This window comes from Streptomyces sp. PH9007, assembly GCF_059813725.1.
Map to the genome: position 1 here is coordinate 5,381,531 of NZ_CM187440.1, position 18,339 is coordinate 5,399,869.

General features: G+C 73.7%; 2 protein-coding genes. Both read left to right on the forward strand.

Annotation, left to right across the window (positions count from 1 at the left end):
* Positions 1 to 7 precede the first annotated feature (7 nt).
* Positions 8 to 10,255 (forward strand): amino acid adenylation domain-containing protein, encoded by a 10,248-nt coding sequence (locus tag ACTFAP_RS24800; RefSeq protein ID WP_500467437.1) that lies wholly within the window; start codon positions 8 to 10, stop codon positions 10,253 to 10,255.
* 24 nt (positions 10,256 to 10,279) lie between these two features.
* Positions 10,280 to 18,250, forward strand: coding sequence for an amino acid adenylation domain-containing protein (locus tag ACTFAP_RS24805; protein ID WP_500467438.1), 7,971 nt, complete (start codon positions 10,280 to 10,282; stop codon positions 18,248 to 18,250).
* The last annotated feature ends 89 nt before the right edge of the window (positions 18,251 to 18,339 follow it).

An 18,339-nucleotide genomic window follows, 5' to 3' on the forward strand; every position in this document is an offset into this window, starting at 1 on the left:
AAGAAAGATGGCTGATCACCTCAGCGTCGCCGGGATTTCACATGTCTCGGGCGGCGAGATTCTTCATGCGCCGAATTGGACCCATGTCTTCGCCGCACTGCAGGACGCGGCCCACCGGGCGCCGGACACCACGATTCATTTCTACGACGCCGAGGGCGCGTACCGCAGTACGACCTACGCGGGTCTGCGCGACGAGGCACTGCGGCTGTCCCGGTGGCTGACCGGCGCGGCCGGCCTGCGGCCGGGTGACCATCTGGTCCTCCAGATACCCGACGGCCACGAATACCTGCCCCTGTTCTGGGCGGCGATGCACGCCGGCGTCGTCGCCGTGCCGATGAGCGTCCCCCCGGTCCTGCGGCGCGAGACTCTCGAAGGGGTCTCCCGGGTCCTGGAGACGCTCGGCACCGGCCGCATCCTGGTGGGAACGGCCATCGCCGAGGAGTACCCCCCGGTCCTGGCGCTCCTGGGGCACGACCCCGGGTCGGTGCTGACCTTCCCTCAGACCGCCGAGCTGCCCGCAGCGCCCGACCCGGAGAGCGCGCCCGCCACCGCGTCCGAGGACGCCGCGGTCATCTTCTTCACCTCCGGCAGCACCGGGACACCGAAGGGCGCGGTGCAGACGCACCGCTCGATGCTCGCGCGGGAGGCCGCCGTCCTGCAGGACGACGGCCCGGGAACCGACATCCAGCTCAACTGGATGCCGCTGGAGCACGCCGCGGGCATCCTCATGTCCCATCTGCGGGGCGTGTTCCGGCTGGGCGAACAGGTACAGGTCGCTCCCGGGCACATCCTGGCCGACCCGCTCACGCTGCTCGACCTCGTCGACCGGCACCGCGTCACCTACACCTGGGCGCCGCAGTTCGCCTACTCGCTCCTCAACAATCTGGTGCGGGCCCGCGAACACGCCGACTGGGACCTGTCGTGCCTGCGCCAGGTCATCAACGCCGGTGAGATGGTGAACGCCCGGCTGACCGGCCTGCTGTGCGAGGCGCTGGCCGGCCACGGTCTGCGGCCCGATGTCTTCGTCCCGGTCTGGGGCATGGCCGAGACCTGCTCCGGAGTGCTCTACAACCGGACCTTCCGCCCGCTCGCCGCCGCCGCGCCCGCTGCGGAAGGCGAACACGGCGCACGCCCCGCGCAGTTCGTCTCCCTGGGGCGCCCCATTCCCGGACTTGAGGTTGCCGTCCTCGACGCGGCCGGTGACATCCTCCCCGAGGGCGAGGTGGGCCACCTGGTGGTCAGGGGCGCGTGCGTGACCCCCGCGTACTTCCGCAACCCCGAGGTCAACCAGGAGGCGTTCACCGCCGAGGGGTGGTTCCGCACCGGCGACCTCGCCCGGATCCTGGACGGCGAGGTCACCATGACCGGCCGCGCCAAGCAGATCCTCGTCGTCAACGGCCTCAACGTCGACCTGTCCGAGGTCGAGGCCGCGATCGAGGAACTGCCCGGCGTGGAGACCAGCTTCACCGCCGCCTGGGCGCACACCGACCCCGCCTCGGGCGAGGACCGGGCGATCGTCTTCTTCGTGCCGCGCGACGAGCGCATGGAGGACCTGCCCGTCGAGGAGATCCGCGCCCAGGTGCTGCGCAGGATCGGCGTACGGCTGCACGCGGTCGTCCCCGTACGGCGCCGCGACATCCCCAAGACCAACCTCGGCAAGATCCAGCGCGCCAAGCTCGGCGCGCGGTTCCGGGACGGCGAGTTCGCCGACCGCGCGGTGGGCGAGTCCGGCGGCGGCCGGGCGCGCGCCGGTGAGGCGCTGGCCTCCCTGGTCGGCCCCGGACGCTATCTGACGGCCTCCCCGCAGGAGGCGGAGGCGGCCCGCGCCGTACCCCCGGGACCCGCGCCCGTACCCGTGCTGGGCGGACTTGGCAGCGAGTGGACCCGCGACGAGGCGGTCGAGGCCGCCGTCCGCGGTCTGCCCGGTGTGGTGGACGTACGCGTGTGGACCTCCGAGGTGCTGCTGCCCGGGACACGCGGCGCGCTGGCCGCCGTGGAGACCCGGCTAGACCACCCCGACTACCGCGAGGCGGTCCGCGAACGCCTCGCCCGCCGGCTCAGACGCTCGGGCGTGACCGTCCACGAGATGGCCTTCGGGAGCGGTCTGGCGGACCACCCGGACGGCGATCTGCTCACCGCGCTCACCACACCCGGCGCCCCGGGCCCGCTCGTCGGCGCGGTCCCCGCGCCGATCGGCGCCTACCGCGACATCCTGGTGCCGTCCGGCCCGCCCGAGCAGGCGGCGCCCGACGAGGCGACAACGCTGCTCGTACTGACCGATGACCCCACCGTGGTGGGGCGGTTCGCCGCCGCCCCGGCCCGCCTCGTGGTCTGGGCACACACCCCGGAGGCACCCGGGGCGGACTCCGCCGTCGTGCCGCCCAGCGTCCTGGTGACCGAGGTCGACCCCCGCGACGAGGAGGCGTACCGCTCGCTCGCCTCGACGCTGCGCGCGGCCGGCGCCGACACCGTCGCCGTGGCGCACCTGTGGGCCATGGACACCAGCGGGGACGACGGGCACCGTGACGTGCTCGACGCGCAGGAGCGGGGCGTCTTCAGCCTGCAGAACCTGTGGCGGCTGCTGCCCGAGGCCGGTATCACCCTCACCCGTACCACCGTGGTCACCCGCGCCGCGCTGGGCCCCCTGGATGCCAACCCGGGCTACCGGGCCGCCGCGGTCTCCGCGTTCGTGCGCAGCGCCGTCGCCGAGGGGCACAGCGCCCTGCACCTCGACCTGTCCGGAACGGGCGGCGATGTGGTGGAGATCGTCCGCCGCGAGGAGACCACCGCCGCCGACGGCACGTCGGTGGCGTACGTGGACGGTGTCCGCCACCTCCAGGGTCTGGAGGCGCTGCCACTGCCCGAGGGGCCCTCACCGCTGGCGCTGCGGGACGGCTTCGTCGTGGTGACCGGTGGTCTGGGCGGCATCGGCCGGCTGCTGACCGCGTTCCTGCTGCGGCACTTCAAACGGGACGTCCTGGTGCTGGGGCGGCGCGACCCGGAACGGGCGGAGCGGGAGATCGCCGAACTGCGGGCGCTCGCACGGGAGCACGGCGGAGCGTTCAGCTACCGCCGGTGCGACCTGGGCGACGCGAGCGCGCTGCGGGCGGCGGTCGAGGGACACGCCGCGTCCTCGGGCCTGCCCCTTCAGGGGGTGTTCCACCTCGCGGGCGTGATCCACGAGGCCCTGATCGCCGAGCAGTCGGTCGCCGATCTGCGGGCGGTGTACGCACCGAAGGTGCGCGCCCTGCACCTGCTCGGCGACCTGTTGCTGGAGCGGCACCCGGACGCGTTCCTGGTCGCCTTCGCCAGTGCCCGGAGCCTGGCCCCGGGCACCACCGTCTCCGGCTACGTCTCCGGCTCGGACTTCGCGGCCCACCACGCGGCCTGGCTGCGTTCGCGCGGGCTGGCGGCCACCTCCGTGGCGTGGGGCGTGTGGGACGAGACCGGCATGAGCCGCAACCTGCGCGTCAACCGGTCGCTGAGCCGCCGCGGCATCGCGACGATGGACCCGCTGCGGGCCCTGCTCGCGCTGTCCCGTGCCGTCGGCACCGACGCGTCCGGCGTCCATCTGGGGGTGGACGGGGCCCGGTTGCCGTCCGCGCTGCCGGTGCGGGAGGACCGTCCCGACCTGGACGACGTGTGCGTGGTCACCGACTTCGCCACCTTCGAGGAGGTGTTCGCCCCCCGCGCGGCGGAGATCGCCGACGTGCTGCGGCCGGAGCACGGCGACCGGCCCCCGCGGTACGCGCTCCTCGACGAGGTGCCGCTGGACCGCAACGGCGCCGTCGACCGCTCCGCCGTGCTCAGCCGGCTGGACGTGCTGCGCGGCGAGGTGACCGTCGAGGGGCCGCGCGGCCCCCTGGAGGAGCGCATCCGCGACATCTGCCGCGCGGTTTTCCGGGTGGATACCATCGGCGTGACCGAGAACCTCTTCGATGTCGGCGCCGACTCCATCGCCACCATCCAGCTGTTGGCGCGGCTGCGTGACGAGAACGTCGTCCAGGTCTCCCACCAGGCGTTCTACGCGGAGCCGACGATCCGGCACCTGGCGGAGCAGGCGGCGGCGGCCGGTGCGGAGCACACCGCGCCCGAGCGGGCCGCCGAGCCGGCACCGCCGCACACCGGGGCGGACGGCGACAGCCCGCTGACCCCGCAGCAGCGCCGCCTGTGGTTCCTGTTCGAGGCCGACCCGCAGAGCCCGTACTACAACAACACCGTGTCCATCACGGTGACCGGGGAGGTCGCGGCGCCGCTGCTGAAGGTCGCGGTGATGCAGCTGATCGACCGGCACGAGGCGCTGCGGGTACGGTTCGGCGCCGGCGAGGACGGCGAGATCGTCCAGCGGCTCGTCCCGGTGGAGGAACTGGGCCTGGAACTCACCGAGCACGACCTGCGCGCGGTGCCGCAGGAGGAGCGCGCGGCGCGGGTGGAGCGGATCATCGCGGACTCCGCCGCGATCCCCTTCGACCTGCCTGCCGAGGCGCCGGTGCGGGCCGCCGTCGTCCGGGAGAGCGAGGACCGGGCGACCATCGTCCTGACGATCCATCACATCGTGTCCGACGGCTGGTCGATGGGCGTCATCCTGTCCGACCTGGCCGCGATCCACCGCGACCTGCTGGACCACGGCGTGGTGCGGCTGGACCCGATCCGTGGCCTCTACCCCCGGTACGTGACGGAGGTGACCGCGTACGAGGGGACCCCGGCCCACCGCCGGCAACTCGACTACTGGACGGAGCAGCTCGGGGACGTCACCGTCCCGGCGGAGCTGCCCGGCCGGGTGACCGGCGCCGAGCCGGCCGGCTCGGCGGGCGACCACATCACCACGGTCGTGGACCCCGAGGTCCTGGCGGGCCTGCGCCGGCTGGCGCGCGAACACGGCGTCTCGCTCTATGTGCTGCTGCTGGCCGCCTACGCGGTGCTGCACCAGCGGCTGACCCTGAGCGACCACGTCCGGCTCGGCACGCTCGTCGCCAACCGGGGGCTCGGCGACACCGCCGGAATGGTCGGGTTCCTGGCCAACACGCTGCCGCTGGACGTCCGGGTCGATGACACGGAGCCCTTCTCGGCGCTGCTGGACCAGGTCAAGGCCAAGGTGATCGGCCTCCACGACAACCAGGACGTGCAGTTCGACTCCCTGGTGCAGGTGCTGCAACCGGAGCGGGCGCACAACAAGAACCCGCTCTTCCAGGTGCTGTTCGCGCTGCAGAACGCCCAGATCGAGCAGGTGACCACCCCCGAGGCGTCGTGGCGGCTGCGGATCTGGGAGAGCGAGACCGCCAAGTTCGACCTGTCGGTCCAGACGTTCGAGCGGGAGGGGCGTCTCGACCTGGTCTTCGAGTACCGCCGCGACCTGTTCGCCCGCCGCGACGTCGAGCGCTGGAGCGAGGCCTATCTGACGGTGCTCGGCGACCTCCCCGGTCTGCGGGACCCGCGGGTCGGCGCCATCGAGATCGCCGGCCCCGCCGAGCGGCGGCGCGTCCTGTCGGTCAACGGCCCGCTCGACGGCCCGCTGCCCGCGTCCATTCCGGCCCGGCTGGCCGAGGTGGTACGGGAACGGCCGGACGCGACGGCACTGGTGATGGGCGCGGAGCGGTTCACCTTCGCGGAGCTGTGGGACCGCTCGGGCGCCTGCGCCGAGCGGCTGCGCGCCCGGGGCGTGCGGGCCGGCAGCCGGGTGGCGGTCATGGCCCGCCGCTCGCCGCACGTGATCATCGCCATGGTCGCCGCGCTGCGCCTGGGCGCCGCCTACGTACCGCTGCGGCCCTCGGACCCGCCGGAGCGCCGTGACCTGGTGCTGGCGGACTCCGAGGCGGTGCTCCTGCTCGACGAGATCGAGCACCCGGACACCGCCGTGCCGCAGCTGACGCTGGGCGTCCACGACGTGCCGCCGGGCGACGGCGCCGCCGCGCGGCCCGACCACGCCGGCGACCCGGCCACCACGGCCGCCTACGTCATGTACACCTCCGGCAGCACCGGCCGTCCCAAGGGCGTGGTGGTCTCCGCCGAGAACATCCTGCGCCTGGTGCACGCACCCACCTTCGTCACCCTCGACGCGCGGGACGTGGTCCTCCAGACGGGATCGCTCACCTTCGACGCCTCCACCCTGGAAGTGTGGGGAGCGCTGCTCAACGGGGCGCAACTGCACCTGGTGGACGAGCACGTGCTGCTGGACGCGGCCTCCCTGCGGGCCGCCGTCCAGGACGCGGGCGCCACCGTGATGTGGGCGAGCGCCCCGCTGTTCAACCAGATCGTGGACGCCGACCCGGCCGCCTTCACCGGGCTGCGGCAACTGCTGGTCGGCGGCGACGTGCTGTCACCGCGGCACATCCGCGCCGTCCTGGACGCCGACCCCGGCGTGCGCGTCATCAACGGCTACGGCCCGACCGAGAACACCACCTTCTCCACCACACACCCGATCCCGGCCGACCACCCCGATGACCGGCCCGTCCCCATCGGGCGCCCCATCGGCGGATCCTCGGCGTACGTGCTCAGCGGCGCGGGCCGGCTCCAGCCGGTCGGCGTCCCCGGCGAACTGTACGTGGGCGGCCGGGGGGTGGCGCTGGGCTATCTGAACCGCCCCGACCTCACCGCCGCCGCGTTCTCCCGGGACCCCTTCACCGCGAACGGGCGCATGTACCGCACCGGTGACCTGGTGCGGCTCAACGAGAACCTCGACATCGAGTTCATCGGACGGGTCGACCACCAGGTCAAGATCCGCGGCTTCCGGGTCGAACTGCCGGAGATCGAACGCGTCGCACGCTCCCTGGCGTACGTGCGGGAGATCGTCGTCGAGGCCCGGAAGGGAGCGAGCGGCGGACTGCGGCTGGTCGGGTTCTGGTCCGGCGAGAGCGACCGCGACATCCGCGCCGACCTGGAACGGCTGCTGCCCGACTACATGGTCCCCTCCGTCCTGGTGCCGCTGGAGCGGCTGCCGCTGGACCGCAACGGCAAGGTCGACCGCCGTGCGCTGGCCGGCGTCGAGATCACTCCCGCCCGGCCCGAGAGCGCCACGGGCGACCGTTCCGCCGTGGACGAACTCGGCCCCGAGGCCGCCGAACTGCGCCGGGTGTGGGCCGAACTCCTCGGAACGGAGGCATTCGGCGCCGACGACACCTTCTTCAGCCTCGGCGGGGACTCCATCCAGGTCATCCAGATGACCAACCGGCTGCGCGGCTCCGGCTACCACGTCTCCGCCAAGGACGTCTTCGAGAACCAGACGATCCGCAAGTTGGCCCGCGTCCTGCGCCCGGGCCGGACGGCGGCGGCCGTCGTCGAACGGCAGGACACGGCACAACTGGCGCCGATGCACGCCTGGATCCTCGACGCCCTGGGCGAGGAGGAGTGGCTGGACCACTGGAACCTGCCGCTGGTGCTGGACCTCGACGAGGACCACCCCCCGCAGCGGATCGCCGCGGCCCTGCGCGCGGTGGCCGCCCACCATCCCGCGCTGCGCTCCCGGCTGCGCCGGGTGGACGGCGTCTGGCACTACGAGGAGGACCTGCCCGCCGCCGGGATCCCCGTCCGGGCCTGGGCGGTGACCGATCTCGCGGAGATCACCGCGGAACTGACCGAACTCCAGCGGACGCTGGACCCGGCGCGCGGGCGGATGCTCCAGGCGGCCAAGGTGACCGTGGGGGAGGAGCACAAGCTCGTCCTGGCGGTGCACCACCTGGTCAGTGACGGCGTCTCCCTGCGGATCCTGGCCCGTGACCTGCGCACGGCCCTGCGGGAGGAGACCGGCGCGCTGCCCGCCACCACCGGCACCGCCACCTACTCCTCGTGGATCGCCGCCACCCACCTGCGCGCCGACTCCGCGCCGCGACGGGACCAGGTGGCCTACTGGTCGGATGTCACCGACCGGGTACGCAGCCCGTTCCCGCACGTGGTGCTCACCGAAGAGGCCACCGTGGACCGGGAGTTCCGTCTCCCGGAGCGGGCCACCGAGACCCTCTCGCGCATCGGGCGCGGCTTCCCAGGCGCCGAACTCCAGCACGCGCTGCTGGCGACGCTGGCCTCCGCGTACGGCGAGGCGTTCGGCACGCGGGAATTGCCGGTGCTGCTGGAGGGCCACGGCCGGGCCGATGTCGTGGACGACCTCGACCTGTCCGGCACCGTCGGCTGGTTCACCAGCATCTACCCCACGGTGCTGCCCAGCGACCCCCGGCAGGACCCGATCGCCGCCGTCCTGGCCTGCCGCGCCCATCTGGACGGCATCCCGGCCGGTGGCCGCGACTACGGGGCCCTCGCCTTCCTCACCGGCGCGGTCCGCCACCCCGCCGCCGCGATCCCCGTCGCGTTCAACTACCTGGGCGCCATGCCGGCCGGCATGGTCCTGGCGGACGCCGCCTACGGCCTCTTCCGCGCCCCCGACTCGCGGCGCGAGTGCGCCATCGAGGTCAACATCTTCCGCTACGGCGACGAACTCAAGGTCTCCGTACGGGTGGACCGGCGCTTCGCGGACCGGCCGGAGGTGGCCCGGCTGCTGGCCGGCTACGAGCAGGGCCTGCTCGACCTCGCCCGGCTGCTGGAGGCGGCCCCCACCGGGGCGGACTCCGGGCAGGCCCCCGGGGAGCCGGCCCTCGGCGACGCCGAACGGGAGCTGCTGCGCGAACGGTACGGCGACCGCGCCGAGCACGTGCTGCCGCTGACCACCACCCAGGAAGGGCTGCTCTACCACGAGCTGATGAACCCCGGCGGCAGCGACTACTTCGGACAGATCGTCACCACCCTCAGCGGCGACCTGCGCCGGGAGCGGTTCGAGGCCGCGTGGCGCACGGTCGTCGCCGAGAACGAGATGCTGCGGACCGTCTACAGCTGGGAGAACCTCCCCCACCCCGTCCAGGTCGTCCTGCGCGACCCGCACCTCGAGATCACCCACCGCGACCTGACGGCCCACGGCGGCCCCGACGGGACGCGTGCGGCGCTCGACCGGGCCCTGGCCGAGGACATCGCGCGCGGCTTCGACCTCGCGAACGGACCGCTGCTGCGCATCGCCCTGCTGCGGACCGGCGCCCAGGAGCACGCGTTCGTGCTGAGCTTCCCCCATCTGTCCCTGGACGGCTGGAGCGTCTTCCGGATGCTCAGCCGGGCGATGGAGCTCTACGACGCGGACACCGCCGAGGCCGTCCCCGCCCCGGCACCCGGCTTCCGGGACTTCGTCCGCTGGCAGCACGGCGTGGACCTGAGCGCGGCACGCGCCTACTGGGCGGAGCACCTGAACGGCGCCAAGGCCTCGGCCCTGCCGCCGGAAGCCGCCCCGCAGGGCGGGGGAGAGGACCGCTTCAGCCAGCTGAACCTGGTCCTCGGATCCGAGGAGACCACCGCCGTCCGCGCCTTCGCCGCCGCCTCCAGCTGCACGCTGGGCACGGTGCTCCAGGCCGCGCTGGCGCTGTCCCTGCGCATCGTCTCCGGCGCCGACGAGGTGCTCTTCGGGACCACCGTCTCCGGACGCACCCCCGAGGTGCCGGACGTGGAACGCATCGTGGGCCTGCTGATCAACACCCTGCCGGTCCGGGTGGAGACCACCGGCGACGAGAAGGTCGGCGAACTGCTCCACCGGCTCCAGCGCGACGGCTTCGCCGCGATGGAACACGGTGACCTGGCCACCACCCACATCCTGGAGAGCGCCGGCGTCGGCGCCGGACGCTCCCTGTTCGACGTGCTCTTCATCCTGGAGAACTACCCGCTGGGCCCCGAGCACCTCAGCTCGCGGCGCCTGGGCATCGGGGAGTTCGCCAGCCATGAGCGCACCAACTACCGGCTCACCGTCGTCGCGGTGCCCGGCGACGAACTCACCGTCCGGTTCTCCTCGACGACCGGAGCCGTCGACCCCGAGTGGGTCGCCGTGTTCGCCCGCGTCTTCCGCTCCTGCCTGTCGCAGATCGCGGAGGGACGGGCCACCGTGGCCGACATCGACGGCAGCGACCCCGGCGAGGTGGCCGAACTGCTGCGCCGCTCGGAGAACGCGCCGACGGTGATCGCCGCACACGAGGACCAGCGGGAGTTCTTCGCCCGCTTCACCGGCCCGGTCTACGTGCTGGACCCGCAGGGGCGCCCGTGCCCGGCCGGTGTCCGGGGCGAGATCTACGTCGGAGCCGACTCCCCGGCCGCGCTGCCGGCCGACGGGGAGTGGGCGCAGTGGATGGCCGAGGGCGTCATCGCACCCGGCTTCCCCTCACCGAGCCCGTTCCTCTACCCCACCGGAGACGGTGGCATGTGGGTGGACGGCACCACCATCAAGCTGGACGACTGATCACCAGGAATCGGGGGATTCACCATGACCACGCGTCATGCCAAGAGAGCGTCCGAACTGATCCGCCACCGGGGGCGCCGCTACCCGGTCGCCACCGTGGAGGCCGCCGCCCTGCGGGCCGCGGACGTCGCCGAGTGCGCCGCCGTCCAGTGCCGCACGGCGGACGGCTCCCCGCGGGCCGTCGCCTTCGTCCGCACCTCCTCCGGCCGTGCCGTCACGGCCGATGACCTGCCCGGCGTACCCGTGGACGAGGTCATCACCCTCACGAGTCTGCCGCTGGACCGGCACGGGCGGGTCGACTACGCGCTGCTGCGCGAGGCCGCCGTCCTGGACCGCGAGCCGCTGCGCGAACACGAGGCCGGCTGGCGGGAAACGCACGGGCTGCGGGAGAGCGTCCTGCTCCACCGCGAGGTCTACGACCACGGCTCCCCGGTGACGCCGTCCGCCCCGGCGACCGGCGACGGCACCACGGGCGGTACGGCCCCGCAGCCGAGCCCGCGCCCGGCCGTCCCCGCCTACGTCCAGGGCCCGCCCCTGCTGGAGGTGCCCGGCGACGCCCGGACCCTGCCCGCCACGCTGCACCGCGCGGCGCGCGGCGGCGAGGACACCGGCTGCCACTTCGTGGACGCCGCCGGCGACACCGTCTTCGTCTCCTACGCCCGCCTGCTGGCGCGGGCCGAGCGGGTCGCCGCCCGGCTCCAGTCGGGCGGGGTGGCCGCCGGTGACCTCGTGCTGCTGCTGGCCGGCAGCCAGGAGGAGTTCACCGTCGCCCTGTGGGGGACGCTGCTGTGCGGCGCGACCGCCGTACCGGTGACCCCCTCCGCCGACTACCGGGAGCGGCGCACCGAGGCCGAGGCCCTGCGCCGCATCTGGACCACCGCGCACCGGCCCCGGGTGCTGGCCACCCCGGGCCTGCTCCCGGAGGCGGAGCGGCTGCTGGAGGGCGCGACGCTGCTGTCCCTGGCCGAGGCCGAGGCGTACGACGGGGCGACGCTGCCGGTCGACATCGTGCCGGAGTCCCCCGCGCTGATCCTGTTCACCTCGGGAAGCACCGGCACCCCCAAGGGGGTGGTGCAGTCGCACGCGAACCTCCTGAACAAGCAGCGGGCCGCCGTGCAGCACAGCGGCTACGCGGCCGACGACGTCTTCCTCAACTGGCTCGCGATCGAGCACGTGGTGGGGCTGGTCCACGCCCATCTGCTGCCCGTCTACCTGGGCGCCGCCCAGGTGCACGCCGCGACCGCGTACGTGCTGGGCGAGCCCACCCGGTGGGCCGACCTGGCCAGCGCCCACCGGGCCACGAACACCTGGGGCCCCAACTCCATGCTCGCGCTGCTCGCCGACGCGGTGGCGGACGGCGGCGAGCGGCGGTGGGACCTGTCGGCCGTGCGCCGCTGGATCAACGCCGGCGAGCAGGTGCACTACGGCACCTGCCAGCGGCTGCTGACGCTGCTGGAACCCCACGGTCTGCCGGCGGGCGCCATCAAGCCCGAGTGGGGCATGTCGGAGACCTGCAATATGGTGATCGTCTCCGACACCCTGGAGCGGGGCCGGACCACCGGCGTGCAGGACGTGCGCCGCATCCATCCGGACGGCGCCCTGGACTTCGCCGACCGCCCCGGCGGAACCGCCGGCCGGTTCGTCGAGTGCGGACGCGTGTACCCCGGCGTGGAGGCCCGGGTGGTCGACGAGGAGGGTGCCCTCGTACCGGAGGGCCGCATCGGCACCTTCCAGGTCCGTGGCGCCACCCGGCTGCTGGAGTACTTCAACAACCCGGAGGCCAACGCCCGGTTCTTCCGCGAGGACGGCTGGTTCGACACCGGTGACCTGGCGTTCGTCCGCGACCGGAAGATCACCTTCACCGGACGCGGCGCCGACCGGATCATCGTCAACGGGCTCAACTACCAGAACGTCGACCTGGAGGCGCTGGTCGAAACGGTCCCCGGGGTGGTCCCCACCTTCGCCGCGGCCTGCTCGGTGCGCGACGAGGACGATGTGACCGACCATCTGGCCGTCTTCTACGTCCCCCAGGAGACCGGCCCCGCCGGTGCCGCCGACCAGATCAAGGAGATCCAGTCCGTCCTGCGGCGCGAGTTCGGTCTTTCCGCGCGCTACGTCGTGCCGCTGCGCACCGAGCAGGTGCCCAAGACGAGCATCGGGAAGATCCAGCGCGGCAAGCTCGTCTCCCGGCTCGCGGCCGGCGAGTACGACGAGGAGCTGCGGGCGACCGGCCAGCTGCGCGGTGCCCGGCAGCGCGTGATCCCGCCGTGGTTCTTCACCGAGACCACGCACCCACGCGTCCTGCCGGCCCCCGCGGGCCGGCCGGTGCACCTGACCCTGGCCGGCGGCTCACCGGCCGACCGGGAAGCGGTCGGCCGCGCCCTGGCGCAGACCCTGACCGTGGTCTCGGGGCCGGCCGCCGAACACCCCGCCGAGACCCTCGACGCCGTGGTCGACCTGACGCTGACCCGGGACGGCTGGGACGCCTCGGACGTGCTGCGGCTGATCACCGCCACCGCCACCGCCGAGCGGCCGGCCGGCGAACCGGCGGGCCGGGCACGGAAGATCCTGCTGGTGAGCGTCGGTGACCGGGGCCGCGACGCCGCCGCCCGCGCCCACCTCGGCGCCCTCCAGGGCTATGTGCGCAGCGTGAACGGCGACGCCCACGACCCGGCGGTCATCTGGTGCGATCTCGACACCCTCGACGCTGCGAACGCGGCGGCGCTGGCCGCCGAACTGACCGCCCCCTCGGGCGCGGCGGTGGTCGCCCACCGCGCCGGTGTCCGCTCCGAGCGCGTCCTGGCCCCCGCGCCCGCCGCCGCCCCCGGCACGCCCGGGGCCGCCGCCCCGGTCCTCAAGACCGGCGGCACGTACCTGGTCAGCGGCGGTCTGGGCGGGGTGGGCCGCGAGGTGAGCCGCTTCCTCGCCGACCGCCACCAGGCCCGGCTGATCCTGGTGGGCAGCACCCCGCTGGAGCGTCTCGACACCGAACGCCGCCGGGAGCTGGAGGCGTTGGCGGCCAGGACCGAGGTGCGTTACCTCGCCGTGGACCTGGCCGCGCCCGACGCCGCCGCGCGGCTGCGGGAGGCGGCGGGACCCGGGGCCGTCGACGGGGCGTTCCACCTCGCCGGTCTCGGCACCTTCGGCACACAGGCGCTGGAGGACCTCGACGGGCAGCGGACGGTCGACGCCGAACGCCTGGCCCGGTACACGGCGGTGAAGGTGGGCGGCCTGTTCGCCCTCGCCGAGGTGGCGGGACCGGCCGCCCCGCTGATCGCCTTCAGCTCCGTCAACGCCTACTTCGGCGGCGTCGGGCACGCCGAGTACTCCGCCTCCAACAGCGCGCTCAACGAGGCGGTGCGCGTCCTGCGCGCCCAGGGCCACCGTGCGGCCGTCTCGCTCGGCTGGAGTGCGTGGACGGGCCTGGGCATGTCGCGGGGCAACACCGTGCCGATCGAACGGCGCGGCTTCCTGTCCCTGGACCCGGACCTGGCCCTGGAGTCCCTGCTGCTCGCGCTCGGCCACGACCGCGCGGTCACCTATGTCGGCCTGGACGGCGCCCACACCGACGTCGCCGCGCAGGTACGGCACAAGCCCGGCTGGCGGCTGGTCCCCACGTACTACTACGTGGCCGACGGCGAGATACCCGCCGCCGCGATCGCCGCCCTCGCGGCCGGGGCCGAGAGCGCGCTCGTGCCGCAGATCCCCCGGCGGCGCGACGGGCAGGTGGACACCGTCCGGCTGCTCCAGTCGGCCGGCACCCGCGCCACCGGCGCCCGCCCCGAGACGGAGACCGAACGCCGGCTCGCGGCCGTGTGGGAACGCATCCTGGGCACCGAGGAACTGGCGCGGGACGACGACTTCTTCTCCCTCGGCGGGCACTCGCTGATGGCGGCCCGGCTCGGGAACGACATCCGCGCCGAGTTCGGCGTCACCCTCGCCCTGCACGAGGTGTTCGACGACCCGACCCTGGCGGCCATCGCCCGGGTGATCGACGAGAAGTCGGCGCGCCCCGCACCGGCCCCCGGCTCCGCCACTGCGCCCGGCGCGGAGCCCGAGGACGGACCGTCTGCAGCCCAGCGCCGGATCTTCTTCGCGGAGAACGTCGAACCCGGCCTGGCCCTGTACAACATCGTGGCCGCCTGGGAGCTGACCGGCGGCATCGACGCCGGCCTGCTGGAGAAGGCCCTGACCTTTGTCACCCGCCGGCACGAGGCGCTGCGGACGGTCTTCGACACGGTCGGCGGCACTCCCGTCACCCGCGTCGTGGACCGGCCCGACGTCACGCTGCACCGGGTCCCGCTGGAGGCGCTGGACGAGGAGGAGGCCCGGGCACGGCTGTCGGAGGTCCTCGACGCGGAACTGCGGCACAAGTACGACCTCGCCGCCGCGCCGCTGGCCCGCTGCACCCTCGCCCAACTGCCGGGCGAACGGTCGGTGCTGATCGTCTCGCACCACCATCTGGCCTCCGACGGCTGGTCGCTCGGGGTCTTCATGCGCGACCTCGTCCTGGTCCACAACGCGCTGGCGGCGCAGGACATGCCGGACCTGCCGGCGGTCCCGGCGGACGTCCCGGCTGCGGTGCGCCGCCAGGACGCGGCCGGCGCCGCCTCCGTAAGCGCCGCGAACCACTGGCGCGAGCTGCTGGAACGGGACATCGCCCCGCTGGAACTGCCCCTGGACCGCCCCCGGCCGCAGATGCAGTCCTACGCGGGGGACACCCTCTTCCTGCGGCTCGATCCGCAGGAGGTGCGGCGGATCACCGCCGCGGCGGCCGGCGTCGGCGTCTCCACGGCGGTCTGGCTGGCCACCGCGTTCGGAGTGCTGCTGTCCCGGCTCACCGGACGGCAGGACTTCTTCCTCGGCATGCCCGCGATGCGCCGCGACGACCCCGGACTGGCCGAGGCCGTCGGCATGTTCGTCAACACCCTGCCGTACCCGATGTCGGTGCCCGCCGACCGGACGGTGCAGGAGCAGTGCGCGGCGGTCCGGCAGGGCATGACGGAGCTGCTGCGGCACCAGGACTACCCCTTCGACCACATGGTGGCGAACTTCGCCCCCGAACGGGACACCTCCCGCCCGCCGCTGGCCCAGACCATGTTCAACTACGTGCCCACGGAGGACTTCCCGCAGTTCGCCGGCACCACCCGGTCCCCGCTGGAACTGCGGCACCGCATCGCCCGCTTCGATCTGTCGCTGCACGCCTACGAGCGGGAGGACGGGCTGGTCCTCGCCTTCGAGTACGCCACCGCGCTCTTCCGGGAGGAGACCGTACTCGGCTGGCAGCGGGCGTTCCGCGCCCTGCTGGAGGCCATGGCAGAGGACCCGCGGCGGGCGGTGTCCCGGCTGACCGCCGTCCCCACCGGGGAACGGGAAGCCGCCCTGCGGCTGGGCCGCAACACCCGCGAGACACCCGAACAGGGCTCGGTGGCCGACGCGTTCGCCTCCACGGCGCGCGCCTTCGCCGACCGCACCGCACTGGTCCACGGCGAACAGGCGCTCACCTACCGCGAGCTGGACGCCCACAGCGCCGGCGTCGCGGCGCACCTCGCCGCGCGGGGCGTGGCGGCCGGCGACCGGGTGGCGCTCGACGCGGCCAAGCGGGTCGAGACGGTCGTGGGGATGCTGGGCATCCTGCGCCTGGGCGCCTCCTACGTACCGGTCGACCCCGACCAGCCGGCGTCGGTGACCTCGGCCGTCCTGCGGGCCGGCGGAATCCGCGGCCACCTCACCACCACCGGCTGGGTCGCCGTCGACACGGCGGGGGAGCCCGCAGGAGAGGTGCGGGAGATCCCGTTCCGCTCCACCACGGACACCTGGCCGGACCGCGACATCCCCGGGTCCTGCGAGGCGTACGTGATGTTCACCTCCGGCACCACCGGGGTGCCCAAGGGCGTCGCCATCGCCAACTCCAGCATCGTGGGCCTGGTACGCGATCCGGACTGGATCACCTTCGACGAGGGAACACGGGTCCTGCAGACCGGGTCGCTGTCCTTCGACGCGGCCACCCTGGAGGTGTGGGCGCCGCTGCTCAACGGCGGCACCCTGGTCCTGACGGACAAGGAGAACATCCTCGATGTCACCCGGCTCCGCGCGGAGATCGAGCGCTCGCGTCCCACCCTCATGTGGGTGAGCGCCCCGCTGTTCCACCAGCTGACCGACGCCGACGCCGCGCTGTTCGCCGGGGTGGCGGACCTGCTGGTGGGCGGGGACGTGGTCTCGCCCGAGCACGTCAACCGGGTGCTGGAGCGGTGCCCGGGAACGCGGATCACCAACGGCTACGGGCCCACGGAGAACACCACGTTCACCACCACGCACACCATGACCGCCCCCGTGCACGGCGCCGTGCCGATCGGCCGGCCGATCCGGGGCCGTACCGCCCTCGTCGTCGACGACCACGGCGAGGTGGTGCCGTTCGGCGTCCAGGGCGAACTGTACGTCGGCGGGGAGGGACTGGCCCTGGGCTACGTCGGCAACGCGGCGGAGACCGCCCGGCGGTTCACCGAGATCCCGGCCCTTCCGGGGGAACGCCTGTACCGCACCGGTGACTTCGCGACCCTCGACGCCGACGGCGTGGTCCACTACCGGGGCCGCCGCGACGGGCAGGTCAAGGTCCGCGGCCACCGGGTCGAACTGGACGCGGTGCGGGCCGCGCTGTGCTCCCTGCCGGGGGTCCGCGACGCGTTCGTCCTCAGCGTCGCCGAGGCCGGCGGCGCGCTCACCGCGCACGTCGCCGCCGACGGGACGGACCCCGCCGAACTGCGGACCAGGGTGCGCGGGCTGCTCCCCCCGTACGCGGTGCCCTCCGTGATCCAGGTCTACGACACGCTGCCGCTCAAGAGCAGCGGCAAGGTGGACGTGTCGCTGCTGCGCACCGCCGCCGACACCCCGGCGGACGAGCCGGTGGCTGCCTCCACCGAACCCCTCTCGCCGCGCGCGGAGCGCCTGCTGGCCGCGTACGCGTCGGTGCTGAACCTCCCGAGGGTCGGCCCGGACGACTCCTTCTTCGAACTGGGCGGCGACTCGCTGCTCACCATCAAGCTGGTGGCGCTGCTCCGGGAGGAAGACGTCCTGGTCGATCCCAAGCAGGTGTTCCTCTACCCGGACGTGCGCACCCTCGCCGCGGCCCTGGAGGACCACGAGCAGCAGGTCACCGCCCGTGGCGGCCGGCCGGCCGCCAAGCTGGTGCGGCTGCGGCCCACCCCCGGGGACGGGCCGGACGTCGTCTTCGCCCCGCCGGCCGGCGGAACGGTGCTCGGCTACATCGAACTCGCCCGCCATCTGCGGGGGTTCGGCGCGGTCCACGGCGTGGAGGCACCCGGTCTCGCCGCCGGCGAGTCCCTGGTCCTGCCGAGCTTCGAGGAAGCCGTCGACTTCTGCTTCGAGGCGGCGGAGGATGTGCTCGGTGACGGCGGATACGTCGGGGGGCACTCGCTGGGCGGCCACATCGCCTTCCACCTGGCCGCCACGCTCATCGACAAGGGCGTGAAGCCCAAGGGGCTGATCATCCTCGACACCCCGCCGAACCTGGGGGACATCCCGGTCGCGGACGCCGACCTGACGGAGGAGGAGACCCGCGTCTTCATCCTCGCGATGGGCATCGGCGGCATGCTCGACCAGGACCGCGACCTCCTGCAGAAGCTTCCGTACGAGGAGGCCAAGCGGGTTCTGCTCGACCGGGCACGCAAGGACCCCCGGGTCGCGGCGTTCCTGAGCGCGGAGTACCTGGACCGGTTCCTGCGGCTGCAGATGCACCAGTTGATGTACTCGCGCGACGTGGCCCTGCCGGACCGCAAGCTGGACATCCCGGTCTTCGTCTTCCGCACCGGACAGCACGCGAGCGACGTCGCGGGGCTGTTCTCCGACTGGACCCGGTACACCACCCAGGAGGTCACCTTCGTCGACATCCCCGGCGACCACGCCTCGATGCTGCGCTCGCCGCACGTCACCGAGGTCGCCGCTCTCCTCGACGAACACTGCGGCGCCCCACGGTGACGCGCCGGGCCGGCGAGCCGCACACCGCGCTCGCCGGCCCGGGCCCGGCCCGGCGAGGGCAGCCGTACACCGTCCGGGTGCCCTCGCCG